The organism is Mycobacterium sp. IDUB_39 (assembly GCF_055419205.1).
The window spans coordinates 944881-971429 of the sequence record NZ_JBVAXF010000001.1 but is presented as its reverse complement, the minus strand read 5'-3'; the positions used below and the strand labels follow the sequence as shown (position 1 = coordinate 971429).

19 protein-coding genes and 1 pseudogene are annotated in these 26549 nt (G+C 65.4%); 6 read left to right on the top strand and 14 right to left on the bottom strand.

The window, feature by feature from the left end; genetic code table 11:
• Positions 1-134: 134 nt before the first annotated feature.
• A complete protein-coding gene (gene ligD, locus ACZY0X_RS04600) occupies positions 135-1367 on the bottom strand; it encodes a non-homologous end-joining DNA ligase (RefSeq protein WP_463768403.1) in 1233 nt (410 codons plus the stop codon).
• Between the two features lie 70 nt (positions 1368-1437).
• Between ligD and fadD2 the strand changes: the two genes are divergently transcribed.
• Both fadD2 and ACZY0X_RS04590 read left to right on the top strand, forming a co-directional pair.
• Positions 1438-3114, top strand: coding sequence for a long-chain-fatty-acid--CoA ligase FadD2 (gene fadD2 / locus ACZY0X_RS04595; RefSeq protein ID WP_463768402.1), 1677 nt, complete (start codon positions 1438-1440; stop codon positions 3112-3114).
• Between the two features lie 166 nt (positions 3115-3280).
• Positions 3281-6811, top strand: coding sequence for an ATP-binding cassette domain-containing protein (locus ACZY0X_RS04590; protein WP_463768401.1), 3531 nt, complete (start codon positions 3281-3283; stop codon positions 6809-6811).
• 21 nt (positions 6812-6832) lie between these two features.
• Here ACZY0X_RS04590 and ACZY0X_RS04585 read toward each other — a convergent pair whose 3' ends face one another.
• Positions 6833-8515, bottom strand: a complete 1683-nt coding sequence (locus tag ACZY0X_RS04585; protein ID WP_463768400.1) for an ABC-F family ATP-binding cassette domain-containing protein — start codon at positions 8513-8515, stop codon at positions 6833-6835.
• Positions 8516-8747: 232 nt separating this feature from the next.
• Between ACZY0X_RS04585 and ACZY0X_RS04580 the strand changes: the two genes are divergently transcribed.
• Positions 8748-9539, top strand: a complete 792-nt coding sequence (locus ACZY0X_RS04580) for an SDR family NAD(P)-dependent oxidoreductase (RefSeq protein WP_463768399.1) — start codon at positions 8748-8750, stop codon at positions 9537-9539.
• A 216-nt stretch (positions 9540-9755) separates the two neighbouring features.
• On the opposite strand, the pseudogene ACZY0X_RS04575 reads toward ACZY0X_RS04580, so the two are convergent.
• Together ACZY0X_RS04575 and ACZY0X_RS04570 are read right to left on the bottom strand one after the other, a co-directional pair.
• Positions 9756-10649 (bottom strand): annotated as a pseudogene (locus ACZY0X_RS04575) (MFS transporter); the annotation flags it as partial.
• 65 nt (positions 10650-10714) lie between these two features.
• On the bottom strand, positions 10715-11455 hold the full coding sequence (locus ACZY0X_RS04570) for a 3-oxoacyl-ACP reductase family protein (protein WP_463768398.1): 741 nt from the start codon (positions 11453-11455) through the stop codon (positions 10715-10717).
• A 105-nt stretch (positions 11456-11560) separates the two neighbouring features.
• Between ACZY0X_RS04570 and ACZY0X_RS04565 the strand changes: the two genes are divergently transcribed.
• Entirely contained in the window at positions 11561-12172 is a 612-nt protein-coding gene (locus ACZY0X_RS04565; protein WP_463768396.1) for a TetR/AcrR family transcriptional regulator, read from the top strand.
• Between the two features lie 9 nt (positions 12173-12181).
• On the opposite strand, the gene ACZY0X_RS04560 is transcribed toward ACZY0X_RS04565, so the two are convergent.
• From ACZY0X_RS04560 to ACZY0X_RS04530, 7 genes are all read right to left on the bottom strand, one after another.
• Entirely contained in the window at positions 12182-13195 is a 1014-nt protein-coding gene (locus ACZY0X_RS04560; protein WP_463768395.1) for an aminotransferase class IV, read from the bottom strand.
• Between the two features lie 35 nt (positions 13196-13230).
• Entirely contained in the window at positions 13231-14733 is a 1503-nt protein-coding gene (locus ACZY0X_RS04555) for an APC family permease (protein ID WP_463768394.1), read from the bottom strand.
• A gap of 126 nt (positions 14734-14859) precedes the next feature.
• On the bottom strand, positions 14860-15780 hold the full coding sequence (locus ACZY0X_RS04550; protein ID WP_463768393.1) for a LysR family transcriptional regulator: 921 nt from the start codon (positions 15778-15780) through the stop codon (positions 14860-14862).
• A gap of 115 nt (positions 15781-15895) precedes the next feature.
• On the bottom strand, positions 15896-18085 hold the full coding sequence (locus ACZY0X_RS04545; protein ID WP_463768392.1) for an acyl-CoA dehydrogenase: 2190 nt from the start codon (positions 18083-18085) through the stop codon (positions 15896-15898).
• Between the two features lie 51 nt (positions 18086-18136).
• Positions 18137-19093, bottom strand: a complete 957-nt coding sequence (locus ACZY0X_RS04540; RefSeq protein ID WP_463768772.1) for a 2-hydroxyacid dehydrogenase — start codon at positions 19091-19093, stop codon at positions 18137-18139.
• Positions 19090-20226, bottom strand: coding sequence for an alpha/beta hydrolase family protein (locus tag ACZY0X_RS04535; protein WP_463768390.1), 1137 nt, complete (start codon positions 20224-20226; stop codon positions 19090-19092). The genes ACZY0X_RS04540 and ACZY0X_RS04535 overlap by 4 nt, the downstream gene beginning before the upstream one ends.
• Positions 20223-20870, bottom strand: a complete 648-nt coding sequence (locus ACZY0X_RS04530; protein ID WP_463768389.1) for a TetR/AcrR family transcriptional regulator — start codon at positions 20868-20870, stop codon at positions 20223-20225. Before ACZY0X_RS04530 ends, ACZY0X_RS04535 begins: the two co-directional genes overlap by 4 nt.
• 117 nt (positions 20871-20987) lie before the next feature.
• Here ACZY0X_RS04530 and ACZY0X_RS04525 point away from each other — a divergent pair, with 117 nt between their 5' ends.
• Positions 20988-21566, top strand: a complete 579-nt coding sequence (locus ACZY0X_RS04525) for a VOC family protein (RefSeq protein ID WP_463768388.1) — start codon at positions 20988-20990, stop codon at positions 21564-21566.
• 3 nt (positions 21567-21569) lie between these two features.
• On the opposite strand, the gene ACZY0X_RS04520 is transcribed toward ACZY0X_RS04525, so the two are convergent.
• From ACZY0X_RS04520 to ACZY0X_RS04510, 3 genes are read right to left on the bottom strand one after another with little or no spacing between them, the layout of a single operon-like run.
• Positions 21570-23243 (bottom strand): AMP-binding protein, encoded by a 1674-nt coding sequence (locus ACZY0X_RS04520; RefSeq protein WP_463768387.1) that lies wholly within the window; start codon positions 23241-23243, stop codon positions 21570-21572.
• A complete protein-coding gene (locus ACZY0X_RS04515; protein ID WP_463768386.1) occupies positions 23240-24112 on the bottom strand; it encodes an amidohydrolase family protein in 873 nt (290 codons plus the stop codon). The genes ACZY0X_RS04520 and ACZY0X_RS04515 overlap by 4 nt, the downstream gene beginning before the upstream one ends.
• Positions 24109-24756 carry a TetR/AcrR family transcriptional regulator gene (locus ACZY0X_RS04510; RefSeq protein ID WP_463768771.1) on the bottom strand — a complete coding sequence of 216 codons (648 nt, stop codon included), beginning with the start codon at positions 24754-24756 and terminating at the stop codon, positions 24109-24111. The genes ACZY0X_RS04515 and ACZY0X_RS04510 overlap by 4 nt, the downstream gene beginning before the upstream one ends.
• Positions 24757-25095: 339 nt before the next feature.
• Between ACZY0X_RS04510 and ACZY0X_RS04505 the strand changes: the two genes are divergently transcribed.
• A complete protein-coding gene (locus tag ACZY0X_RS04505) occupies positions 25096-26544 on the top strand; it encodes an APC family permease (RefSeq protein WP_463768385.1) in 1449 nt (482 codons plus the stop codon).
• Positions 26545-26549 lie beyond the last annotated feature (5 nt).

The following is a 26549-nucleotide window of genomic DNA, read 5'->3' as shown; positions in this document are numbered from 1 at the left end:
CGATGCCTTGTCAAAGGTGGCTGCTGTCTTCGACGTACTGCCCAAGTTATTGAGCGAAGTTAAGGTACTGGGGAGTTAGCCCTAAACAGTTGCTAAGAAGTCGCGCCGAGAGGCAGCAAATCCTCAGCGGATACTCAGGGTCGTCCCTGCGGGCCCGAGTAGTTCACCCACGGCGAGTAGTCGGCGATGAGGTCCTCCTGCGGCGGGCGTAGTACCTCGGGTACGTGCTGCAGGTTGATCCGGATGCGGTACCAGATGGAACTCGGCCCCCGCATACCGTCGACGAGAACGTCGATCGCCTCGAGGTGTTCGGCGGCCTCGGGGAACTTGGACTTCCACACCCCCAGCGCGGACATGGCCTCGTCCTTGGTCTTCGTCCGGGCGATCTCGATGAGCGGCATCGTCGATTCCCGGCGGCCGTCCTTCGACCGTCGGGCCCCCTTGGGCGCCTTCTCGGCCGGGCCCAGTTCCGCGGCGCGCTCCAACAGGGCGTCGAGTCCACCGGGCGCGTCGTCCATGCCCTCCCACGGATCGCCCATCTCCGCGAAGCGGGCAGGCACCGTCGCGACCGTGAACGCCTCGGGACGGCAGTCGGGCACCTCGTCCCACAACAGGGGAGTGGACACCCTGGCGTCGGGCCGTGAACGCACCGAGTACGCCGAGGCGACCGTCCGGTCCTTGGCGTTCTGGTTGAAGTCGACGAACACGCCCTCGCGCTCCTCCTTCCACCAGCGACTGGTGGCCAGGTGGGGCGCGCGCAGTTCGACCTCGCGGGCGATGGTCTCGGCGGCCAGCCTCACCTGCTTGTACGGCCAGTGCGGGTGGATGCGCGCGTAGATGTGGAAACCCCGCGACCCCGACGTCTTGGGCCAGGCGGTCAGCCCGTAGTCGGCGAGCACGTCACGCACCACCAGGGCTACCTCGACTATCTGCGGCCACTCGACGCCGGGCATCGGGTCGAGGTCGACGCGCAGCTCATCGGGATGGTCGAGGTCCTCGGCCTGCACCGGGTGCGGATTGAGGTCGACGCAGCCCAGGTTGACCGCCCACACCAGCCCGGCGGTCTCGCGGATCACGGCCTCCTTGGCCGAGGTGCCCGAGGCGTACTTCAGCTCGGCGACCTCGATCCAGTCGGGCCGCTTCTCTGGAGCGCGCTTCTGGAAGATGGCCTCCTCGGAGATGCCCTTGACGAACCGCTTGAGGATCATCGGCCGACCCGTCACGCCGCGCAGCGCACCCTCGGCCACCGACAGGTAGTACTCGACCAGATCGCGCTTGGTGACCCCCGCGTCTGGAAAGACCACCTTGTCCGGGTTGGTGACCGAAAGCGTGCGTCCGCCCACCTCCAGGGAGAGCGGCGCGGGCATCTCGCCATCGTAGGCGTGAGCGCCGTGCAGTTCTGGACCTCGTGCGATGTGCGTCACATAGGGTGGTTGCATGGTGAACCTCTCTGACCTGCCGGCGAAGGTGCAGCAGTATGCGGAGCGCGGTGCTGCTGAACTGCACTACGCCCGCAAGATGTTCGAGGCCGGCGCACTGAAGCTGGAAGCTCCGCAGAACATCGCCGCGATGCTGGCCGATATCCGCAGGTGGGGCGAGATCGGCATGATTCCCGCACTCAACGCTCGTCGCACGCCGAACCGGGCCGCCGTCGTCGACGACGACGGTGAGATGACATTCAAGGAACTCGACGACGCCGCCAACGCCGTTGCCAACGGACTTCTGGCGATGGGTGTGCGGGGTGGTGACGGGGTCGCGATGCTGATCCGCAACCACCGGTGGTTCCTCGTCGCGCTCTACGGCGCTGCCAAGGTCGGTGCCCGGCTGATCCTGCTCAACAGCGAGTTCTCCGGCCCGCAGATCAAGGAGGTCTCCGAGCGCGAGGGAGCCAAGCTGATCATCTTCGACGACGAGTACACCAGCGCCGTCGCGTCGGCCGACCCGCCGCTTGGCAGGCTGCGGGCGTTGCCGACCAACCCGGATAAGAACGCGCCGTCGGAGAGCACCGACGAGACGCTGGCCGACCTGATCGCGCGGAGCAAGAGTGAGACCCCGCCGAAGGCCACCCGCCACTCCAAGATCATCATCCTCACCAGCGGCACCACCGGTACTCCCAAGGGCGCCAACCGCAGTGCCCCGCCGTCGCTGGCACCGATCGGTGGCGTGCTGTCGCACGTGCCGTTCAAGGCCGGTGAGGTGACCTCGCTACCCGCGCCGATGTTCCACGCACTCGGCTTCCTGCACGCCACCATCGCGATGATGCTGGGCAGCACGTTGGTTCTGCGCCGGCGATTCAGGCCTGCCGACGTCCTCGCCGACATCGAGAAGAACCGCGTGACGGCGATGGTCGTGGTGCCGGTGATGTTGTCACGCATCCTCGATGAGCTGGACAAGACCAGCCCCAAGCCCAACCTGTCGAGCCTGCGCATCGTCTTCGTCTCCGGATCGCAGCTCGGCGGTGAGCTGGCCACCCGCGCGCTGCGGGATCTCGGGCCGGTCATCTACAACCTCTACGGGTCGACCGAGATCGCGTTCGTCACCATCGCGCGGCCAAAGGATCTGTCGATCAACCCGTCGACCGTCGGACCGGTGATCAAGGGTGTGAAGGTCAAGCTCTTCGACGACAACGGCAACGAGGTCCCCCGCGGCGAGGTGGGCCGCATCTTCGTCGGCAACACGTTCCCGTTCGAGGGTTACACCGGTGGTGGCCACAAGGCGATCATCGATGGGCTCATGTCATCCGGTGACGTCGGCTACTTCGACGAGCACGACCTGCTCTACGTCAGCGGCCGCGACGACGAGATGATCGTCTCCGGCGGGGAGAACGTCTTCCCCGCCGAGGTCGAGGATCTGATCAGCGGACACCCCGACGTCATCGAGGCCACCGCGCTCGGTGTCGAGGACAAGGAGTGGGGTCACCGACTTCGGGCCTTCGTCGTCAGGGTTGAGGGCGCGAGCGTCGACGAGGACGCCATCAAGGCCTACGTCAAGGACAACCTGGCCCGATACAAGGTGCCGCGCGAGGTGATCTTCCTCGCCGAGCTGCCGCGCAACCCGACGGGCAAGATCCTCAAGCGCGAACTCGCCAAGCACGGCGAGGACAGCTCGGAGTAGAAGCGGCGCCGACGACTAAAAGTCGTTGGTACTCAAGGTATTTCACTACAGGCGACCGATAGTGGCTCATCGGCCTGGGTAGCACCTGTCTGCGGTGCCCGCGAAAATGGGATGCGCATCGGCAATGCCAATGCGTAGCTTCAGGAACCATGACCACCACCAAACTATGACCACTACGACAGCGCGGCCGGGCGCGAGCACGTCAACGTGGTCCGCCGGCGATGCCGTTGAACTCGACCGCACCGTCAACTGGCGCCGGCTGTGGAGGCCGGGCACCAGCTTGGCACTGGTCGCCATGGCCATCGCCGCGATCCTGCAATCGTTGGGCACGGTCGTCATCGGTCGGCTCGCCGCGAACCCGGTGTGGACCACTATCGCGGTTCTTGCCGGATGCCTGTTGGGTTATGCCTTGTTCGACACCGCGGGACGCACCATCTGGGCCGCCATCGCCGACCGCGCCGAGGGGAAACTGCGGCGTGATCTGCTCACGGCCGCGTTGAACCAGCCGCTTGAGCAGTTGTCGGAGCAGGCCGTTGGCGAGGTGCTCGACCGTGTCGACGACGACACCCACGAAGTCGGATCGCTCGTCCGGCTGCAGCTGTGGGACACGATGCGCACCGTCTTCTCTACCCTGCCGATGTGGATCGTCGCCGGCCTCACATGGTGGCCAGCATGGATCATCTTCCCCGTCGTCGGCCCACTGACCCTGATGGTGATCCGGCCACTGCTGCACGAACTGAGTAAGCGCAAGGTCGCCGAGGAGATCGCCTGGACCGACCACGCCGCGGCCATGGAAGAGGGCATCGCCGCTCGAGATGACATGCGCACCAGCCTTGGTCAGGCACATGTCCTGCGACGATGCGCCGAGCTGTCGGGCAACATCCAACGACGCTTTCGTGCCGTGGTGAGCGTGGAATCGCGGATGACCCTCCGTGCCGGCGGGCTGCTGCATGCCCTTCTGGGCGGTGTGGTGATTGCGGGTGTCGCGTTGGTCACCGGCGGCGACCTCGACGTCGCTCAATTGATCACACTCTTCCTCGTCAGCGCCACCCTCGTCGGTGAGATAGCCCAGCTTGCACGACAGCTACCCGAGCTGCAGGCGGGTATGGGTGCCATCATCCGACTTCGACAGCTCCTCGCCAGCGAGTCCGAACCCCATGGCGGAGAAGCTATTTCAGGCAGCTCCGTCGACATCGAGTTCAACGATCTGCACTTCTCCTACACCGAGGGCACCTTCGCCCTTCGCGGCATCGACCTGCACGTGAAGGAAGGCACTACCTGCGCACTCGTTGGTCGGAGCGGCTCCGGCAAGTCGACGCTCGCGTCGCTCGTGTCGCGTGCCGTCAACCCCGAACGCGGCTCGCTGTTCGTCGGCGGGGTCGACGTCCTCGATCTCGACCTGCAACAGTTGCGGGCGTCGATCGGGGTGGTCACCCAACGCACCGAGATCCTCGCCGGAACACTGGCCGAGAACATCGCGCTGTTCGGCGCTCTGCCCCGGGAGCGTGTGCAGGACGCGGTCACCGAGCTCGATCTGACGGATTGGGTCGACAGCCTGCCTGACGGTCTCGACACGATCCTCGGTCCTGGCGGCACGACGCTGTCGGCGGGGGAAGAACAACTCGTCGCCTTCGCCCGACTGCTGGTCCGCGCCGTCCGTGTCGTGGTACTCGACGAGGCGACGGCGCGCATGGATCCGGTCACGGAGGACCTGGTAGTCCGCGCGGCGGATCGACTACTGGCCGATCGCACCGGAATCCTCATTGCGCACCGCCTTTCGACCGTCGCGCGCGCCGACCAGGTAGCCGTACTCGACCGTGGCCAGATCATCGACCAGGGGCCGCGCGCCGAACTCGAATCACGACCAGGTCCGTTCCGTGAACTTCTCGACGCGTCCGGTGCCGTTGAAGTCGGAACCGCTGAGGTGACGCCAGAACCGGCGTTCGAAGACGTCAGCACGGCGATCGGAGGTGTCCGACGTCAGGGGACGCCTCCGCAGCAACCCGACGTCGATGGCGGACCGAGCCTGGCCCGCGGGATCGCCCACATGGTGCGGGTTTACCCCACCTGGGGGCTCCTCGGGGCGTTGCTGTTCTTGCTGACGGGTCTGCTCGGCGCGACCGGCGCCATCAGCGGGTTCGTTTGGGGCCAACTCGTCCAGAACTTGACCGAAGGCAGGACGCCGGTGCTGCTCACCGTCGTCGTCGTGCTGAGCATCGTGGCTGAGCCCTTTGTCTTGGCCTGGGCGATGCGTCGGTTCATGCCGTGGTGGTCCGCATGCTCGCTGCGCATTCGGATGACGGTGCTCGATGCTCAGACCCGACAACACCGGCTGGTCCGAACCCCACCGGGCGAGGTGGTGTCGCGAGTACTCGACTCGGACCGATTCCTTCGATACGCCGATCGCTGGGTCGACGTCGTCAGCGGGCTTGTCATCGTGGTCATTGCGTCCTTCCTCGGTGGGACGGTGATCGCGGGAGCCATTCTCTTGGCCGTAATGGTCGCTGCGGCAGTGGCTTCGGTGGCCGGTCGACCGATCGCGGGACGGTCGGCGGCAGCGGCCTCCGCGACCCGCGCGGACTTCGGCCGGTCGCTGGTCTCGGCGCTGGAGTGCATGCGCACCGTCAAGCTCGCCGCCGCCACCGGCGACGTGCGCGCACACCTCGACCGCGTCGACAGGGGCCGCGTCGGCGCTGCCGTACGTGAGCACCGAGTCGAGTCGGCACTCTTCGGAGTCCCCGTCGTGATGGTGCAGCTGGGTGTTGTCGCGGCGTGGATCGTCTATCTGCTCAACGGTTGGGATCTGGCGGTTGCGCTGCTCGTCTCGGGTGCGGTCGCTGGCTTCGACTACTTCGGTAGCGTCGCCGGGGCGGTGGTCACCGAGGCGCCGGGAACCCGCGCGTGGCAGCAGGCGACCAGCCGCTTCGCTGGCGGTGCCGACCTGATGGATATCCCACCGGGCATCGACGTCGTGGCCGGAACGGCACCGCGTCCGACCCTGCAGCCGCGAACTCCGTTGCAACGCATCGAACTTCGCAATGTGACGGCGGTTCACGACGATGGTACTCGTGGCATCGCCGGGGTCGATCTCACCGTCGACGCCGGCGAGCTGGTCCTACTGCTCGGCCAGGTCGGATCGGGAAAGTCGAGCCTGCTGTCGGTGCTGTGCGGTCTGGTGGGCCACACCGGCGAGATCCGCTGGAATGGAGTCGAGGTCGCGGATGCGCAGACGTTCTTGCGGCCGGGCCAAGTTGCGCACGTCGCACAGGTCCCGCGGGTGCTGTCGGGGACGTTCGCCGACAACGTGCGCCTCGATCATGATCGCGAGATCGATCGGGCCGTCACCGATGCGCGCCTCGCGCCGGACATCGCGGCCGCGGGTGGCATCGACGCGATCGTCGGTCATCGCGGGGTCCGCCTGTCCGGTGGACAGGTTCAGCGTCTGGCGCTCGCCAGGGCACTCGCGGTGGAGCCGGAACTGCTTCTCGCCGACGATATCTCCAGCGCTCTCGACGCGGCCACCGAGGTGGAGGTGTGGGCCGGACTTCGTGCCCGCGGCATGACGGTGCTTGGTGCTAGCTCCAAGCGAGCGGCACTGTCGAAGGCTGACCGCGTGGTAGTCCTCGTCAATGGTGAGATCGCCGCAATGGGGCCCTGGACAGACCTCGCGCGGGCGTGGAGTCACCTCGCGGCCTGAGCATTACCGAGTCCTGATGCCTCAGCGGACGCGTTCGACCCTCGATTCGTCCCATACCGGAGATTCGCTCTCGTACACATTCCCGTCTGAACCGAAGACCAGGAACCTGTCGAACCCGCGAGCGAACCAACGATCGTGGGTGACCGAGATGACCGTACCGGCAAACTGCGCGATCCCTTGCTCCAGCGCATCCGCCGAGTGGAGGTCGAGGTTGTCGGTCGGCTCGTCGAGCAACAGCAGCGTGGCGCCGGAGAGTTCCAGGAGCAGGATCTGCAGACGTGCCTGCTGACCACCGGACAGGTCGTCGTACTTTTGCTCCGAAGATTGCGACAGTCCATAGCGATCGAGAGTGCGGCTCGCCGCTTCGCGTCCCATCCCGTCGCGGTGCTCGTCGCCCATGTGCAAAATCTCGAGCAGTGTGTTGCCGGTGAGGTCTGGTCGGGAATGCGTCTGGGCGAACAATCCGGGGCGGACGCGAGCGCCGAGCGTCGCGGTGCCACCGTGCTCGACCGGCGCGATGTCGAGCGCCTCGACGGGTAGGTGCTCGGTCCCGGGATCACTTCCTCCGCCCGCCAAGAGCCGGAGGAAGTGAGACTTCCCTGACCCGTTGGAGCCCAGCACGGCAACTCGATCTCCGTACCAGATCTCGGTGTTGAACGGCTTCATCAACCCGGTCAACTCGAGTTCCTGGCATACCAAGGCGCGCTTGGCAGTTCGTCCACCGGCAAGTCGGACGGTCACCTTTTGCTGAAGCGGAATCGCCTCGGGTGGTCCGGCTTCCTCGAACTTCGCCAACCTGGTCTGCGAAGCGTGATAGCGAGCGGCGACACCGTCGTTGAACTTCGCCTTCTCCCGCAATCGCAGAACCAGGGCACGCAGTTTCGCGTGCTCTTCGTCCCAGCGTCGGCGTAGTTCTTCGAAGCGCGTGTTCCGATCCTCACGTGCCTGGTGGTAGCTGGCCAACCCGCCGCCGTGGGTCCACGACGTCGCGCCGCTGATCCCCGGTTCCAGCGTGACGATGTGGGTCGCGGCGTTGGCGATCAGTTCGCGGTCGTGGCTGACGAACAGGACCACCTTCGTCGACTCCGAGATCGTCTTTTCCAACCATCTCTTACCCGGCACGTCGAGGTAGTTGTCCGGCTCGTCCAGAAGAAGAGCGTCGTCAGACCCGGCGAACAGGGCTTCGAGAACCAACCGCTTCTGCTCGCCGCCACTGAGGGAGTTGGCCTTTCGCCACTTCGCACGGTCGTACGCGACACCGAGAGCCGAGACAGTGACCTTGTCCCAGAAGTCCTCGGCCTCGTAGCCACCCACGTCTGCCCAATCGGCCAGCGCGTGTGAATACCTCATCTGGGTTGATTCTTCGTCGCGCTCGATCATCGCGTTCTCTGCGGTGTCGAGCGCCAGCGCTGCGTCGCGAATCGGTGCTGGGGACACCGACAGCAGCAGATCGCGCACCGTGGAGTCGTCGCGGACCTGTCCGACGAATTGGCGCATGACGCCTAGTGTTCCGGATCGTGTGATAGCGCCCTCGTCTGCCACCGCATCCCCGGCGATGATGCGGAGCAACGTCGTTTTGCCGGCCCCATTCGGGCCGATCAGTGCCGTTTTGGCACCACTGCCGACCCGAAAGCTCACACCGTTGAGCAACTGTCGACCATCGGGGAGGAAGTAGTCGACGTCGGCGATGTTGAGGTGGGCCACGCTCTCAAGCGAACCCTACCCACGGCGATCTGCCAAACCGTTTCTGTGCCCACCGGTCTAAGTCCCACTGCGGCCGGAGGAGCGAGCCCCCGCGTGGAGTTCCGCGAGACAGGCGAAATTCCCTGCGGACCGATCGGCGTGCCTGGTCCGTCGATGGGGCGAATTCGGGACGAATCCCGTCAGCTTGCCCCACTTCGGAATAGTTCACGGCCTCCGGTGGTAGTACGAAATCGTGAACATCGACCTGACTGGTAAGACCGCACTCGTCACCGGCTCGACCCAGGGGATCGGCTACGCGATCGCCGAGGGGCTGGCCGCCAGCGGCGCCCGCGTCGCGGTGAACGGCCGATCGGCGGAGCGGGTCGACGCCGCCGTCGCCGATCTGCGCAGGGCGACCGGAGCCGACGTCATCGGCGTTGCGGCCGACGTCACCACCGACGACGGCGTCGCCGAGCTGGTGGCTGCCCTGCCGACCGTCGACGTGCTGGTCAACAACCTCGGCATCTTCGGTGCCGTACCAGCCCGCCAGATCACCGACGAGCAGTGGCGCACGTACTTCGACGTCAACGTGCTGACGGCCGTCCGGCTGATCCGGACGTATCTGCCCGCGATGACGGAACGGGGCTGGGGGCGGGTCCTACAGATCGCGAGTGACTCGGCGATCGTCATCCCCGCCGAGATGATCCACTACGGCGTCTCCAAGACCGCGCTGCTGGCGGTGTCGCGCGGATTCGCCAAGGACGCCGCAGGCACCGGTGTCACGGTGAACTCGGTGATCGTCGGCCCCACCCACACCGGCGGCGTCGAGGACTTCGTCTACGAGCTGGTCGACAAGTCCCTTCCGTGGGACCAGGCGCAGCGCGAGTTCATGCGCAAGCACCGTCCACAGTCGTTGCTACAGAGGCTGATCGAGCCTGCCGAGGTCGCCAACATGGTGATCTACCTGGCGTCCCCGCTGGCGTCGGCGACGACGGGAGCCGCGGTCCGGGTGGACGGCGGCTACGTCGACTCGATTCTGCCGTGACACAGGGTGTTTCGCCCGTAACGGCATGATGATCAGGAGCGCCACCACGGTGAGCGCGGCGGGCATTACGCCGAGCCCGGCCAGACCCAAGTGGTCTACGGCCCACCCGCCGACGAGTGCTCCCACGGCGATGCCGAGGTTGGCCGTCGAGATGTTCAAGGTCATGGCGAAGGCCGGCGCGGTGGCACCGGCCAACGTCACCCGAACCTGGCTGAGCGTGACACCCGCGGTGTGCATCACGCCCCAGACGGCCAGTGGAATGACGGCCGCAAGAATCGAGTCTCCGGTCCAGGCTGCCAGGTTCACGGCGACGGTGAGTGCGACCGCAGTGAATGCGGTTGCCGCTAGCGGGAACCGGTCGGCGATACGTTCTGCGATGAAATTGCCCGCGACTCCGACAGCGCCGAACAGGAGAAATGCGAGCGCGAGACGGCCGGCGTCGAGTCCCATGACGTCCTCGAACCACGCACCCAGATAGGTGTAGGCCGAGAACATGGCGGCGAAGATCGCGACCGACAGAGCGAGGTGACCGAGGAACCGGGGCCGGCGCAGCAGGGCGAGGTCGTCGGCGATACGGGGTGACGGCCGGTCGGGCACGTGGTGGTCGCGCGGGAACAGTAATGCCACTGCTGCCGCGACAGGCAGGGAAGCGATCGCCAGCACGACGAACGGCAGACGCCAGTCGCCACCCTGCGCCAGCGCGATACCCGCGGGCAGCGCGAGCAGCACGCCGAGCACGAAGCCGAGATTGGCCCGGGCCAGCGCGCGGCCACGCGATACCGCAGGGGCATGCCGCAGGACCTCCGCCGTCCCGACACCGATGAGGGCCGGTAGAAACGCCCCCTGCACGCCCCGCACCACCAGCATGAGAGTGAAGTCCGAGGCAACGGCGATGACGCCGTTTCCCACCCCGAACAGCACGAGCGCCGCCGTGAGCAGCGTTTGCGGCGGGACACGACTCACGACAAGTGTGACGAGTGGTCCGATCACCGCCGCGGCGATCGCGAACACCGCGGTCAGCTGCCCAGCAGTAGAGAGCGGCACATCGAACTCGCTGGCGATCGGCGGCAGCAGCCCGACGACGATGAACTCGGTGGCGACGGCCAGCATGATCGCGGGCGTGAGCAGCAGGAGCACCCGACGCAGGGCCCGGTCGGCGTCCGCGTCGACGGAGGTCACGCGTTGGCGCCGCCGTCCACGGTCAGGCCGGTTCCGTTGATCGAACCGGCTTCCGGGCCTGCGACGAATGCGACGAGCGCGGCAACATCCGCGGGCGTGCCATAGCGCGGAATCGCCATGAGCGCCAGCTGATCCGCCGAATGTGGACCGTCGGCCGGGTTCATGTCGGTGTCGGTGGAACCCGGATGCACGACGTTCACGGTGATTCCGCGGGGACCGAGATCGCGGGCCAGTCCCTGCGTCCACCCGATCAGCGCCGCCTTGCTCGCCGAGTACAGCGCCATGCCCGCCCCGGGCACGCGGGTCGCCAGGTTGCTGCCGGTGGAGATGATCCGACCGCCCTCCGGCAGGTGCGCCAGTGCGGCCTGCGATGCGAGCATCACCGCGCGCACGTTGACGTTCAACGTCGCGTCGACATCCTCCAGCGTCATCTCCTCGACGGGACCATCGCGGTAGATGCCCGCGTTGTTCACCAGGATGTCCAGTCCGCCAAGAGCTTCGGCCGCCTCATCCACCGCCCGACGGACCGCCGCGGGATCGTCCGCCGACATCTGGACCGCAACGGCGCGTCCACCGTCGTCGGTGATGGCGTCGACAACGGCCCGCGCCGCGTCTGATGAGTGTTCGTAACCCACGGCCACGGCGGCGCCGTCGTCGGCCAACCGGCGGGCGATGGCCGCACCGATTCCCCGGCTGGCGCCGGTCACGAAGGCTCTCTTTCCGTCGAGCTTCTGCATCGCTGCTCCATTTCTGTAGTGATCGATGCAAATGTATGAGCGGCCAACCGTCCCGTCAAGAGTTTCTGTATTATTCGATGCAGAATTGCGTGAAGGGTGGTACCGGTGGCGACACGTGGACGGCCGAGGGAGTTCGACAGGACGGCAGCGCTCGAACGTGCCATGGAGCTGTTCTGGGAGAAGGGTTTCGAGGGCACGTCGATGGCCGACCTGACGTCGGCCATGGGCATCGGGTCGACGAGCCTGTACGCGGCCTTCGGGTGCAAGGACGATCTGTTTCGCGAGGCGGTGGAGCATTACGGGCAGAGCGCAGGCACGGAGATCTGGGAAGCGGTGACCGCCGCCGACACCGCCTACGGTGCGGTCGAGAGCTACCTGATGACGACGGCGCGCGCCTTCACCCGTGGTGACTGTCCAACGGGTTGCCTGATCGTGCTGTCGGCGTTGCACGTCAACGGCGCGACGGAGGCGCTTCGGGCCGACCTCGTCGACAAACGCGAGGCGAACACCGCCGAGCTGGCCGAACTTCTGTCACGCGGCGTTGACACCGGGGAGATCCCTTCGACAGCAGACGTTTCCGCGATCGCTCGCTTCTACGTCACGGTGCAGCAGGGCATGTCGATCCAGGCGCGCGACGGCGCCGACCGGGCGACCCTGGAGACCATCGCGCGGTCGGCGCTGGCCGCGTGGCGGCCGCTGATATCACCCGATGACTGAGGGCCTGATCTAGTACTCGATCGCCTCGATCAGCGGACCGGGCTCGTCCATGAGCGCCCAGAACCGGTCGCGGATCGCGACGGTCATCGGTCCCGGCTCGCCGTTTCCGATCGGCTCGCCGTCGAGTGTGTTGATCGGGGTGACCCCTCCCGCGGTGGTGACGGCCATCAGCTCATCGGCGTCGTACAGCTCATGGCTGGTGACGTCGCGCAGGGTTGCCTCGATGCCCATGGCGTCGGCCAGCTCGAACACGGTCTTGCGGGTGATCCCGGGCAGGGCGTTTCGCGACGGGGACGCCAGCTTGCCGTCCTTGACGATGCAGACGTTGAAGCCGGGCCCCTCGGCCACGCAGTTGTCAGAGTCCAGCAGGATCGCCGTACGCGCACCGCGGTCCTTGGCCTCGAAGCTCGCCGCGGTCAGATCGCCCCACTGGTAGTTCTTGATGGTGGGGTCGACGGTGTTGCGGCCAGCCCTGCGGACGTGGCGCGGCACGATCGCGGTGGTGCCGAAGATCTGTTCGGCGGGCGGGAAGGCCCACAGATACGGGATCGCATAGATGTAGACCTGGTGGGTGAGTTTCGTCAGGTCCTTCTCGCCCTTGCGTTTTCCGTATCCGCGCGTGACGGTCAGGTTGACGAAGGACTCGCGTAGCTGCGACATCGAGATGCACTTGCGGGTGATCTCGGCGAGTTCCTCCTTGCTCATGCCCGCATCCAGGCGGAGCTTGCGCGCGCCGTCCAGCAGGCGGTCCAGGTGATCGCCCAGCCGAAAGACGTTGCCGTGCCATACGTGCGCCACTGTGTAGGTCAGGTCGGAGTGACCGAAACCGGTGTCGAAGATCGAGATCTTCGCCTCCTCGGCGGGCATGTACTCACCCTCGATCCACGCCACGCCACCCGCGAACGGGCTGGATGTGTCGAGCTCGTAGTCGCTGTACTGGATCACCGATCCGGGCGGGGTGTCCTCGCGGATGGCGCCGGGTTCGACGGCGACCAGGTTGCTGGTTCCCAATGTGACGGTCATGAGAAATGTTGTCCCTTCTGGAGATTGAGTCTGGCTCAGACAGAGTGGGTCTTGACGTAGTTGACGCCGGCCTCGCCGCGGCGCAACCTTGCCTTCAAGCCGGTGGCCCACCAGAGCGCGGCGATGACGACGACGCCGAGGAACACCCATTTGTTGCTGGTGAACTGCGGCAGGAACAGCAGCGCCACCGCGACGCCCAGGAAGACAACCAGCGCCGTGATGTAGAGCGGCAGACGGAACCTGCCGAGGTCGAACGTGCCGGGTTCGGGCTCGGGGATGGTGCCCTTGCGGACGCCGACCAGCAGGCCGATGGTCTGCAGGATGTAGACGAAGAAGAACAGCAGCGACGCGATGCCGATGATGAAGTTGAACGCCTTCTCGTTGACCAGCGCCGAGAGCAGCAGCAGGGTCGACAGGCAGCCAAGGCCGATGATCGAGTAGGTGGGCGTCTTGCGGGTTGGGGAGACGTGCCGCCAGATGTGTGAGAACGGCAGCATGTTGTCGCGCGCCATCGAGTAGCTGAGCCGCGTGGCCACCAGGATGTTGGCCAGCAGGCACGCCAGGATGTTCGTCAGCGCGACGGCCACGATGATCTTCGTGACGAGGGGGCCGGCCTGTTGCGTGATGATCTCCTCAATGGGCGCAGCGGAATTGGCCTCGACGGCGGCGACGTCCTTGATGGCGAGCACGTAGACGATGTACATCAGCAGCTCGATGACGATTGAGGTGACCAGGGCGTAGAACATCGTTTTCGGGACGACCCGTCGCGCATCCTTGGTCTCCTCGGCGACATCGGCACCGGACTCGACACCGATCAGGCCGAAGAACGGTCCGAGCGCGGCGGCCAGCCAGGCCAGCATGTAGGAGTCCTTGTCTCCGGCTTCGCCGCCGGTGAACAGCACCGAGATCGGCTGGTGGTTCTCGGGTGCGGAGAACGCGATGATCGCGATCAGGGCAGTGGCGCCGACCGTGATGACGAGTTCGAGGCTGACGCCGATGTTGTTGACCATGGTGGCGAAGCGGACACCGTAGATGTTGATCAGCACACACACCGCAACCACGCCGATGGCCAGCAGGATCTGGGCGCTCTGGGTCATGGTCCAGCCGAACAGCCCGCCGAGGTAGCCGGACAGGATGAAGCCGACGCCGGTCATGCCGCACACCCATCCCATGAGGGCGATGAATCCGGTGAACCAGGCGAGGTCGGGTCCGTTGATGCGGCTGATCCACTGGTAGGAATAGCCGGCCAGCGGCAGCTTGGCGGTCAGGTCGGCGGCGATGAACGTCCACAGGGCGAACACCACGCCGGCCAGTAGCAGCGTCCACACGAACGGTGCGCCCGCCGTGAAGTAGCCGGCGCCGAAGCCGGTGAACACCGCCGTGGTCGCGCTGATGGTGGCGAAGCCGATCGCGAAGGACGCCAGTGTTCCGACCGAGCGGTCGAGCTTCTGCTCGTAGCCGAGTTCGGCGAGCTTGGCGTCCTCGGTGTTGAGCGCGGATGGCGGTGAATCAACGTGTCGTACGGGGGTATCGGTCACGGTCACTCCAGGTCATGCGTTGCCGGATAACGAGTGATGCCAGGAAAGCCGGATTGCGCGCACACCGGAAGTTCAATGTTTTGATCTACTCATAAGCTCGGTTTATCAATCGTTGTCACCGTCGTCTCAGAAGTAGGTGGCCGGTGCGTCCCGATGCTGCGCATCGCCGAAGTTCCAATGCTCCTGCACGTGTCTGACCAGCGCATCCGCCTGCGGACTCAGCCCCGCGGGGTTCCACGCCAGCGCCGTGTAGCTCGGCGGCCGATCTGTGATTGGCACGTAAACGATGCCGGGGCGGTCGTAGAACCGCGCCACCGACGAGGTGGTGAAGCTGATGCCGAGGCCGCGCGCGATGGACGTCGTCTCGGCCTCATATGTGGCGGCGACCGCGGCGATGGAAGGTGGGCGGTGCCCGCGCACGTCCATCGCCAACCAGTAGTCACGCCAGGTTCCCGCGGTCAGCGGCGCGCAGACGATCGGGTCGTCGAGCAGTTCGGTGATCGCGATCTCGGTGCGGTCGGCCAGCCTGTGATCGCGCGGCAAGCATGCCATCCACGTCTCGGAGTCCAGGATCAGCATGCGGTGGTCGGGGAGATCCACGGGCGGCCGAATGAGAGCGACGTCGGTGCTGCCGCTGGCCAAACCCGCTGTGGGATCGGCGAAGTCGAACTCAATGGGCGCGACGGTGATATCGGGGTATGCGGACTCGAAATGCCGCACCACCCGGAACAGGAGGTCGGCCCCGGTGCCGATGAGGTAGCCGAGTCGCAACCGGCCCTGGCGCGTGCCGGAGAGGGTGACGAGGTTCTCGACGACGGCGTCCACTCCACCGAGGGCCTGCTGCACCTGGGGCAGCCAGGCGGCGCCGAGGTCGGTCAGCGCGACCTCGCGGGTGTTGCGGGTGAACAGCACGACGCCGAAGTGGTTCTCCAGTGCTTTGATCGCCGTCGACAGCGCGGGCTGCGTGATGAACAGACACTCGGCCGCGCGTCGGTAGTTGAGTTCCTCGCCGAGCACGGCGAAGTACCGCAACTGGCGCAGTGTCACCTCGGCGCTCGTGGGTCACCTCCCGGCAGTGATTCCCCCGAATTCTGCACCACTGTCGCGATCTGGGTCGTCCAACAACGACGATGGTGCAGAACTCGACGGGGGAGTCCCGCGTCTACGGATCGCGGGGCAGGCCCAGCAGACGCTCGGCGATGATGTTGAGCTGCACCTCGGACGTGCCGCCGTAGATCGTCGTCGCGCGGCCGGCCAGCAGGTACTCGGCCCACTTGCCTGCCGGCTGCTCCTTATCGCCGATCGCCGCGTCGGTGCCGAATGAGGACACCCCGAACTCGGCGTAGCCCTGGCCGGTCTTCATCGACAGCAGCTTGGAGATCGCGGCAGCGGGCATCGGGTCGCCACCGGCGAGCGTCAGCAGTGTCGAGCGCATGTTGAGCAGCTTGGCGGCATGGCCCTCGGCGATCAGCCGGCCCGCGTGGTTCTGCTCGATCTGGTCGAAGTGGTCCTCTTTGAGGAACTCGACGAACTGGTCGAGGCTGGCCAGGAACGGCGGCTCGCTGCTGCCGATCGACACCCGCTCGTTGGTCAGCGTGTTGCGGCTGACCTCCCATCCGCGGTCCACCTCGCCGAGCACCATGGAGTCGGGGACGAACACATCGTCGATGAAGACGGTGTTGAACATCGCATTGCCGGTCAGCTCCCGTAGCGGCTTGACCTCGACGCCCTCGGACTTCATATCGAGCAGGAAGTAGGTGATACCAGCGTGTTTCGGCGCCGACGGGTTGGTACGGGCCAGCAGGGCGCCCCACTGGCTGTACTGCGCGCCGGTGGTCCAGATCTTCTGTCCGGTGATGCGCCAGCCACCGTCGACCTTGGTCGCCTTGGTGGTCAGGCTGGCGAGGTCAGAGCCCGCGCCCGGCTCGGAGAACAGCTGGCACCAGATCATCTCGCCGCGGAATGTCGGCGGCAGGAAGCGCTGCTGCTGCTCGTCGGTGCCGTACGCCACGATCGACGGGATGATCCAGGCGGCGATGCCCATCTGCGGTCGCTTGACCCGCCCGCTGGAGAACTCCTGCGCGATGATGATCTGCTCGATCGGCGCGGCCGCCCGGCCCCACGGCTTGGGCAGGTGCGGCTGCACCCAGCCGCCCTCGGCGATCGCGGTTGTGCGCTCCTGACTCGGAATCTCCTTCAGCGCAGCAACTTCCGCACGGATCTCGGCGCGGAGCTTCTCGGTGTCGGGATCCAGGTCGATGTCGATCGAACGCATGCCGGCGCTCGTCGCGACGTCGACGACCTGCTGGGGGTAGTCGGCGGCGCGGCCGAAGCTGGCGGCCAGCACGATCGCGCGCCGGTAGAAGACGTTGGTGTCGTGCTCCCAGGTGAAGCCAATGCCACCGTGCACCTGGATGCAGTCCTGGGTGCAGTGCTGGGCCGCGACGGGCGCCAGCGTGGCGGCGACGGCGGCGGCGAACTCGTAGGCGCTGTCGGCGTTTCCGCCACTGAACTCGTCGATGGCGCGCGCCGCGTCCCACACCGCGGCGGTGGCGCGCTCGGTCTCGGCGATCATCCCGGCACACTTGTGCTTGATGGCCTGGAACTGGCCGATGGGACGCCCGAACTGCTCGCGAATCTTGGCGTACTCGGCGGCGGTGTCGGTGGCCCACCGGGCGACGCCGACACATTCGGCCGACAGCAGCGTCGACATCAGTGCGCGCGCCTGGACACGGCTGAGGTTGGACAGCACGCGATCGTCGCCGATCTCAACGGCGTCGGCCCGCACGTGTGCGAGCGGGCGCAGCGGGTCGACGCTCTCAACGGGTTCGATGCCGACCTGGTCGGCGTCGAGCAGCAGCCACTCCTCGCCACCGTCGATCGCGACGGGCAGGACCAGAAGGGATGCCTGCGCGGCGGCGGGCACGGCCCGCACCTCGCCGCGGATGATCAGGCTCTCGCCCTGGCGGGTGGCGGTCAGGCCGGAGTCGATGGCGTAGGCGGCGATGACCTCGCCGGAGGCCAGCCCCTCGAGGCGCTTGTCCTCGGGGTCGTTGGCCGCGATCAGTGCGCTGGCGATGGCCGACGGCACGAACGGACCCGGGACGGCGCCGTAGCCGAACTCGGCGAGCACGATGGCGAGTTCGAGGATGCCGAAGCCCTGGCCGCCGACGGCCTCGGACAGATGGACACCCTGCAGACCCTGTTCGGCGGCGGCGGACCAGAAGGAGGGCGGGTTGGAGATGGGAGTCTCCAACGCCTCATGTAGCACCTCAGACGGTGCCACTCGTTCGATGAACGAACGTACCGATTCGGCCAGGTCAGTGTGCTCGGACAGGATCGCGATGGGCATTCATTGCCTCCTCTATTAACCGGTCGGTTGGGAACGAGGGTACTCGGGCGCTCAGGAGCGGCGGACGGGATGGTCGTTAACCAGGTTCACCAAGTCGCGGCCATCGCGCAGACGGGCACAGTTGTCGACCGCCTCGGCCAGGTAACGCCGCATCGTGTCGGCCGTGTACCAGGCGACGTGTGGCGTCGCCACCACATTGGGCAGCGCGAGAAGCGGGTTGCCGGCTGAGACCGGTTCGTCGGTGAAGACGTCGAGGCCCGCCGCGGCGATCCGATTGCCAGCAAGCGCGTCCACCAGTGCCTCCTCATCGACGATGGGCCCGCGTGATGTGTTGACCAGCACGGCGTCTGACTTCATCGCGGTCAGCGCCTCCGCGCCGATCAGCCCCTTGGTCTGATCGGTCAGGGGCAGGTGCAGCGAGACGATGTCGCTTTCAGCTAGCAGCTCGCGAACCGGACGCCACCTGGGCTGCCCGTCATCGCGCGTGCTGGTGTGCAGGACGTCGGCGCCCATTGCCGTCACGATCGTCTCGACCCGCTTGGCGACGTTGCCGTAGCCGACGAGGCCCACGGTGCAGCTGCCGATATCGCGCACCGTCTCACCTAGCGTCGGGTCCGAGGGCCAGCCGCGGCCCTCGCGGGTGCGGCGGTCGAGCTCGGGGAGCCGACGCAGCGCCGCGAGCATGAGAAGTACGGCGCCCTCGGCGACCGACGGCGCGTTGGCTCCCGGCATATTGGCCACCGCGATGCCGTTGCGCGTGGCGGTGTCGACGTCGATGGTGTTGACGCCCGCGCCCAGTTTGTGGATCAGCTTGCATCGCCCGGCGCGCTCGACGTCTGGGCCCGAGAGGGGGCGTAGGACGTGCCAGATCACCTCGGCCTCGGGTAGCTCGCGATAGAAGGTGTCATCGTCGTCCTCGGCGCAGAACCGGACGTCGATCCAATCAGACTGCGGTGCAATGTACTCAAGCACCCGCTCACCCGGGGTGAAGTGGGCCAGTACTCTCAGTGCCACCGTTTTGCGATCCATTTGGCGATGAAGTCGGCCTGCTCGCTGCGTGCACCCGGTGTGGTGAAGTAGTGGTCCGAGTCGATGGCGTGCAACGCCTTGTCCGTGCCGGCCAGCGCGTCGTGAATGCGTTGTGCGTCGGAGGGGTACACGCCGGTGTCCTGTTCGGCGTTGATGACGAGCGCGGGGCTCTTGATGCGCGCGAGGTGCGGTTCGGCGCGCGTCTGGGCGTGTCGAAGGCTCCACATTCCCAGCCAGCCCCGCAGAGTGCAGGCCCCGGCGATGCCGTGCGCCGAGCGATTCGCCCGCACGGGTTCTCCGGCGTAGCACGAGTTGTGCGGACGCTTGGTGGGCTCGAGGGTGGGATCCACCATGCGGGGGTCGGCCCAGGTGCGGTGCACCGTGAAGGGGCGATCCGAGAAGCCAGCCGCGCGTACGCGTTTGAGTTCAGTCTCGACCCAGTCGGTGATGGCGTGGTTGCGCGCGATCTGCGCGGTGCGGTAGCGGTCGACGAACTCGGCCGAGTAGGGCGGACCGTTGCGCTTGGCGAACAGGTCCAGTTCGGGGTCGGTTGCGACTGGATCGGCCTCGTCGACGACGGAGCCGTCCATCCATGCCGTGAGGACCTCGGGTCTGCCCGGATGTGCCGCGCTCGCCACATAGCCGTCCGCGGGCAGGAGTTCGGTCAGTCCCGCGGCCGGTCGCATACCACTCAGCGGTACGACGTGGGGGTCGACGGCCTGCGCCTGGTACGCGGCCATCAGGGAGCCGCCGCCAGAGTTGCCCAGGAGCACAACGGTTTCCACCCCGGCGACCTCGCGGAGCCAGCGCACGCCCACGCCGATGTCGACCAGCGCGTGGTCGAGCAGGAAGCTGCTCTCGAAGCCGCGGAATCGGGTGTTCCAGCCGAGGAAGCCGATCCCGCGGGTGGCCATGTAGTCCGCGAGGTAGTGCTCGGAGAAGTCGATCTGATAGTGGGTGGCGATCATGGCCACCTTCGGCTTGCGGCCGACGCCGCGGTAGTAGATGCCCTGGCAGGGATGTCCACCCGAGCCGGCCCGGCGAGCCGACGGCGAGTCGACTCCGATGAAGTCCCGTGTGACGCCGGGCGTCACCCCCGATGTCTTCGTCATCTATCCATGTCCCCCTGGTAGTGGCTGGTCCCCTTGTAATAGATCGTGCGGTAGAAGACGTTCGCCAGCGTGGTTATGCAGGCTTCGTTATCGACTTTTTCGGCGCCATCGCCACTGAGTTGTGTGTAGCAGAACTGGTTCAACATCGACACCAGGGCGACGGCGACGAGGTGGGCGTCGTCGTCGCGACAGAAGCCCTGCTGCTGGGCGCTCTGCACCATCGAGGTGACCAGGCTGATCGGCAGTTCGCAGATCTCGGCCCAGTACTGGGCGAAGTCGTCGCTGACCATCGCCAGCTGCGACACGCTGATGCTCTCGGCAAGGCGGTGTCGGTAGGTGTGCCAGTGCGCGGCGGCCGCCCGGTGCGCCCGCTCCCGGTTGCTCAGGTCGGGCTCGGCGGCGGAGCGGGCGCGGTCGCGGGCCTCGTCGCGGAAGCGGACCGCCCATTCGCGGACCATCGCCTCCTTGGAGTCGTAATAGTTGTAGAACGACGCCGTGGAGCGACCCGCCTCGGTGGCGATATCCGCGATGGTGGTCGCGAGGATCCCCTTGCGCGCGATTACTGTTCGCGCGGCCGCGTCGATCGCAGCCTGCGTCTGCCGCCCGCGGATGGTGGGCAGCTGTTCGCGGGGTGTGACGGTCAAGGGTGGCCTTCCCGCGATCACGGATCGGATCTGAGATCCATTGATCGCATCTGAATCTGATGTTAGATTCAGATTCTGATCTTGACCAGACCTCAGAGCCCATCGAGGAGGCGCGCGATGATCAAGCCGGCCAATCCCAACGCCGAGTTCGAGTTCGGCGGTATCAACCATGTGGCCATGGTCTGTGCCGATATGAGCAAGACCGTCGACTTCTACTCGGGCATTCTCGGTATGCCCCTGGTCAAGTCGCTCGATCTCCCGAACGGTATGGGGCAGCACTTCTTCTTCGATGCGGGCAACGGCGACTGCGTCGCCTTCTTCTGGTTCGCCGAGGCGCCGGACGGGGTGCCGGGCGTGACCGCGCCCGCTGCCATCCCCGGTATCGGCGAGATCGTCAGCGCCGTTGGGTCGCTCAACCACCTCGCCTTCCACGTCCCGGCCGAGAAGTTCGACGAGTATCGGCAGCGACTCAAGGACAAGGGCGTTCGGGTCGGGCCCATCCTCAACCACGATGAGAGCCCCATGCAGGTCTCGGCGACGCTGCACCCCGGTGTCTACGTGCGGTCGTTCTATTTCCAGGATCCGGACGGCATAACCCTCGAGTTCGCCTGCTGGACCAAGGAGTTCACTCCCGCGGACACGACGACGGTGCCGCGTACGGAGGCCGACCGCCGGCCACCCGTGGCGGCGTCCTGAGCCCTAGCCGTGCAGGCGCGGATCGGTGATCGCGTCGTTGTCATCCCGGCTGTCGTCTCTGGCGTGACGACGAGATTCGCCACCGTCCCACGTAGCCTTGGTGATGCCCAGCTGTCTGAGGATGAACTTCTCCACTTTTTGGGTTGGCGTCTTCGGCAGCTGATCGACGAATTCGATGTAGCGCGGCACCATGAACGGCGCAGTCTGCTCACGGCAGTATCGGTAGAGGGCCTCAGGGGTTATCTCGGCACCGACGCGGCGCACCACACAAACCTTGATCTCTTCCTCGGTGAACTCGCTGGGCACCCCGATGGCCGCTGCCTCCACCACCGCAGGATGACTCTCGACGAGTTGCTCGACTTCGTATGCCGAGATGTTCTCCCCGCGGCGCCTGATCGAGTCGGAAAGCCGCCCATGGAACGTCAGATAGCCGTCCTCGTCGAAACTGCCCAGATCGCCGGTATGAACCCATCCGGCCCTGTCGATTGTCCCGGCTGTGGCTTCGGGCATGCCGTGATAGCGCGTCATGGTCAACCCCGGCTCGCGCCCACGCACCAGGATCTCACCCACGCGGCCGGGCCTCGACACACCGGGGTTGTCATCTCCATCGGAGATACGCACCTCGAACTCGTCGATGACGCGTCCGCAGGCCCCGGGGCGCTGAGGATGATCGATCGGGTCATAAACAGGCACACCGGCATCAGTTAGTCCGTAGACCTGGTACAGCGGGAATCCGAAGCGCTGCTCGAACCCCGCCTTCCAGTCTGGCATCGGCACACCCCATGCCAGGCGAACGCGATGGTCGCGGTCCTGAGGGATGGGATCCTGTTTCCAGAGCAACGTCAGCGTGGCGCCCATGAAATTGAACACCGATACGTCAAAGCTGCGCACCTCTTCCCAGAAGCCCGAGACGCTGAACCGGCTGCCGATCGCTGCGGTGGCTCCCACGGCCAAGGCTGCAACGACGGTGAGAGTGGCGGCATCGATGTGGAACAGCGGAAAAGGCGAATAGAGCACGTCATCACGGCGGAGATCGAAACTTGAGGCATGAAGTTGGCCCTGCCGCAACAGGTACCGATGCGATAGCACGCATGCCTTGGACGGCCCAGTGGTGCCCGATGTGAACAGCATGGTTGCGTCATCCAACGGATCGATGGGGTGAGCTGGGCGTAGCTCACCTCTGGTGATGAGCTCATTCAGATCCGCCGTGGATTGGTGAACTGACGTGCCAGCGCTGCCGCTGGCTGTGCGCACGACGACGGTTTGCAGCAAATCGTCGTCGCCGGTGGCTGAGTACAGCTGGTCGAGTAGGTCTTCGTCCGCGACGGCAATGTGAGTACCTGTCACCCGTAACGCGTGGGCGAGTAGATCGCCCTTGAGCGCTGTGTTGATCGGGACATGTACCGCGCCCAACCGCGCCAGGGCGAACCAAAGCAGCACCTGCTCGGCGCAGTTGCGCATGAGCAGAGCCACCGCATCGCCCGCACCAATACCGATGTCTGCGAGCGCGGCAGCAAGTTTCGATGATTTGTCATGCACCTGGCGGTAGGTTAGATCGCCGGTGTCGGTGCGGAGAAACACTTGAGTGGCATCGATCTCTGCCCGCGCGGTCAGCAATTCTGTGATGGTCGCGCAGGTGTCAAGCCGTCCCGACTCGGCTGTTGGGCGTGCGGTCATGGCGTCTGCGTGGATCCCGCCTCGAAGCCGAACAGCTCAGCGGCGTTGTCGTGGAAGAGGTTCGATAGCGTTGCTTCAGGAAGTCCCGACTCCCGCCATTCGGCCAATGCTCTAGCGGGGTCCATCATGGGCCAGTCGCTACCGTAGAGAACCTGGCCATGGAGAAGGTTGGGCATCATCGAGAACATCGCATCCCAACCGGTGCCTGGTCGGGCGATGTATCTTGGCGCAATCGCGCCGAATTCGAGATACACGGTGGGATGCCGGCGTGCGACTGCGGCATATTCTGTAGCCCACGGCCAGCCTGCGTGACATGCGATCAGTTTGAGGTCGGGGAAGTCACAGGCGATTTGGTCGAACATATCGGGACGTTCGTGCCGCATCGGGTGCAGACGCGAGTAGTTGATCCCGGTATGGATCGCCACGATCATGCCGAGTTCCTCGGCGCGGGCATACATCGGGTAGAGCTTGCGTTCGTCGATGTCCATGCCGAAAAACGCCGGTTGCAATGTGATCCCGAGCAGTCCGTCATCGGCTACGCGGGCAGTTTGTGAGGCAATGCGGCCGGGACCGGCGAGCAGGTCCACCGTTCCGATTCCCCGAAATATGTTCGGATACTCCACAAGGACTTTTGCCAGAGCCGCGTTGAGCGCATCGGCGTCTTCGCCACCTTCAGACTCGGCGTGCATCACGGCCGCGCCGATGCCGTGGTCATTCATGGCCGACAACAACGCAGCCATGGTTCCGGTGTTCATCTTCTCTCGTAGACCAAGCACCTTGTCGTATTGATCGGTTTGGAGGGCCGGAGCCGAATAGCTTGGATTGGGGCGCAGTTCCTGAGGGAGGCGGACACGGGCGTCGATGATCATTGGGCTGCAGTCTCCATATCTGGGTCTTTCTGCTCCGTGGCAACGGAACGCGGTTCGATGTCGAGCCTGATCGGGGCGGCGAACCCATCCATCCGGTCGATTGCTTCAGTGGCGGTTCCCACTAGCCTGCAACCGAACTCGACGAATTGCCCCTGCACTTGCTCCACGGTGAGCCGTCCGTCCGGGCGGTACCAGTGCGCGACACCGTTGCACATCTCCAGAATCGCCAGCCGGGTCAGGCGCACGTCGCTGACATGAAACAAGCCGGTTCGGACACCGCGCTCCAGCACTGCCGAGAACATCGACTCGTAGTCGTCGCGGAGTCCTACTAAGGCGTCAAACCTCTGTGGCGACAGGGCGCGCATTTCCTGGTCGGTTACCCGGGCGGTCAGTGGGTTGACGGCTGAGATTCCGACATGGGACGCGATCAGCGCAACGAACTGCTCAGTGGCCTCCGAGGACACGGCAAGAGCCTCACGGCCGCCGTGCAGCAGTGCGTCCAGGCAGGTCTGCATGATCTCTGCTAGCAGCTCTTCTTTGCCGCCTCCGATGTGGTGGTACAACGTGGCGGAGTTGATCCCGGCGGCAGTTCCCAGCTCTCTGATCCCGGTCGCGGCGAAGCCCTTCTGCGCAAACAAGGTCACCGCGGCGCGTTGGACGTCTCGCTTTTGTGTGCGCATATCACTCCATCGATTGATTGGTTTAAAGACAACCACGGAACGGCAGTCGAGTCAAAGTTCCGCATACCGATACCCACTGAGCTGCAATTTACTGGATTTGTATTGACGAGGTCGAGGAGTCCGCATAGGTTCACACTCAGTCAATCGATTGATTGGGAATCGCGTCGTCTGGCGCGAGTGTCTTCACGCACTATCCGGTGCCCGGCATGTGGACGGACTCATGAAACTTCACGCACACCAGGTCCTCGGTGGTCGGCTCATCACCGAACCATCAGCTCGCATCGGTGCTCACGAGGTGACACCGTGACAGATCCGGATGATTTCGTTCCAACAGCGGACGACGCCTTGAACTCGATCGAAGACGCCGGGTTGCGTCGCAACACCATCAGGTGGCCGCACGTCGCGGTGTTGTCAGTAGCAGGGTGCGGACCCGCCTCGGTTATCGCGCTGAATCTGCAGTTCATGGGCCAGTTCGCGGGCACGGCCTTGGTCCTGGCATTCGTTCTGGTGTGGCCGGCAATCCTGCTGTTGGCGAACACGTTCGCCGAGTTCGCTCGCCGCATTCAGAGCTCTGGGGGGCTGTACACCTGGAATTCCCGCGCCTGGGGTAAAAACGTCGGATTCGTCTACGGCTGGACCTTCGTCGGCTCTTACATGGTGTTGTCGGCGGCAGGTTTCGTCGTGTTCGGGGGCTGGATGAGCCAGTGGTTCACCAATGATCTCAACATTGGCGTGCCCTGGTGGGCATTCACCATTGCGGCGATCTGCTACGTCGTGTTCTTCGCACTTCGAGGGCTCGCCCAGTCCATGCACGCAGCGCTCGCGCTGTTGGCCCTGGAGATCATCATCCTGGTTGCGCTTGCCGCCACAATCCTGATTGATGGTCCCACGGGGAATGTCAGCTTCGGCTTTGCACCCTTCCAGGCCGAGGCGGTGGGGATGTCAGGCCTTGCCCTGGCGATGGTGTTCGCGGTCCTCGCACACGTCGGCATCGAGGAGGGGGCAACCCTCGGTGCGGAGACCGAAGACGCGAAGAGTGCTATCCCCCGTGGCCTGTTCATCGCGGCGGTCGTACTACCCGTCTTCTACATCACCGTCGCCTATTTCATCGTCTATGGCTACGGTATCGACGCGATGGAGGCATTCGGCGCCGACTCGGCACCACTACAGACCATCGCGATCCGATACTGGGGTGAGATCGGTTTGGCTCTGGTCGTCCTTGCCACCGGAATCAGCATCCTGGCCTTCAGTCAGACCGTCTTCATCTCCGGTTCACGTGTGCTCTACACGCTCGGTCGCACCGGCGTCCTCCCGCGGTGGGTCGGCTCTGTCTCGGAACGCCGGACACCTCGGAATGGCATCGTGGTCATGTTGGCCGCAACTCTGATTCTGGGCCTGCCACTCGCCTTCGCGGTCGGGCCGTTCGCGGTCTGGGGCTACTACGGCTTCCTCATTTCTATCGCGTTCATGGTGTCCTACACGATCACCAACGTCGGGCTTATCGTGTTCATGCGCCGCATCGGAGAGTTCAAGTGGTTCCGGCACGGTGTCCTTGGCGGCTTCGGCGCGATCGTCTTCCTCTACCCGCTGTACAAGACCGTGTGGCCCCTGCAACCCGGCGCGTACGCGGTCTTGCCCTACGTCTACGTTCTTTGGATTGTCGCGGGAATCGTTGTGCTCGCGGTCCTTCGGCGGACACGCCCCTCGTCAATCACGAATGCCGACGAGTTCTTTCTGGAAGAAGCCCGCTGATGTCG

Bases quoted from the DNA above. Each gene is read 5' to 3' on its own strand.
- ligD (WP_463768403.1), bottom strand. From the start codon at position 1,367: ATGCCCGCGCCGCTCTCCCTGGAGGTGGGCGGACGCACGCTTTCGGTC.
- fadD2 (WP_463768402.1), top strand. From the start codon at position 1,438: ATGGTGAACCTCTCTGACCTGCCGGCGAAGGTGCAGCAGTATGCGGAG.
- ACZY0X_RS04590 (WP_463768401.1), top strand. From the start codon at position 3,281: ATGACCACTACGACAGCGCGGCCGGGCGCGAGCACGTCAACGTGGTCC.
- ACZY0X_RS04570 (WP_463768398.1), bottom strand. From the start codon at position 11,455: ATGCAGAAGCTCGACGGAAAGAGAGCCTTCGTGACCGGCGCCAGCCGG.
- ACZY0X_RS04560 (WP_463768395.1), bottom strand. From the start codon at position 13,195: ATGACCGTCACATTGGGAACCAGCAACCTGGTCGCCGTCGAACCCGGC.
- ACZY0X_RS04545 (WP_463768392.1), bottom strand. From the start codon at position 18,085: ATGCCCATCGCGATCCTGTCCGAGCACACTGACCTGGCCGAATCGGTA.
- ACZY0X_RS04535 (WP_463768390.1), bottom strand. From the start codon at position 20,226: ATGACGAAGACATCGGGGGTGACGCCCGGCGTCACACGGGACTTCATC.
- ACZY0X_RS04525 (WP_463768388.1), top strand. From the start codon at position 20,988: ATGATCAAGCCGGCCAATCCCAACGCCGAGTTCGAGTTCGGCGGTATC.
- ACZY0X_RS04520 (WP_463768387.1), bottom strand. From the start codon at position 23,243: ATGACCGCACGCCCAACAGCCGAGTCGGGACGGCTTGACACCTGCGCG.
- ACZY0X_RS04515 (WP_463768386.1), bottom strand. From the start codon at position 24,112: ATGATCATCGACGCCCGTGTCCGCCTCCCTCAGGAACTGCGCCCCAAT.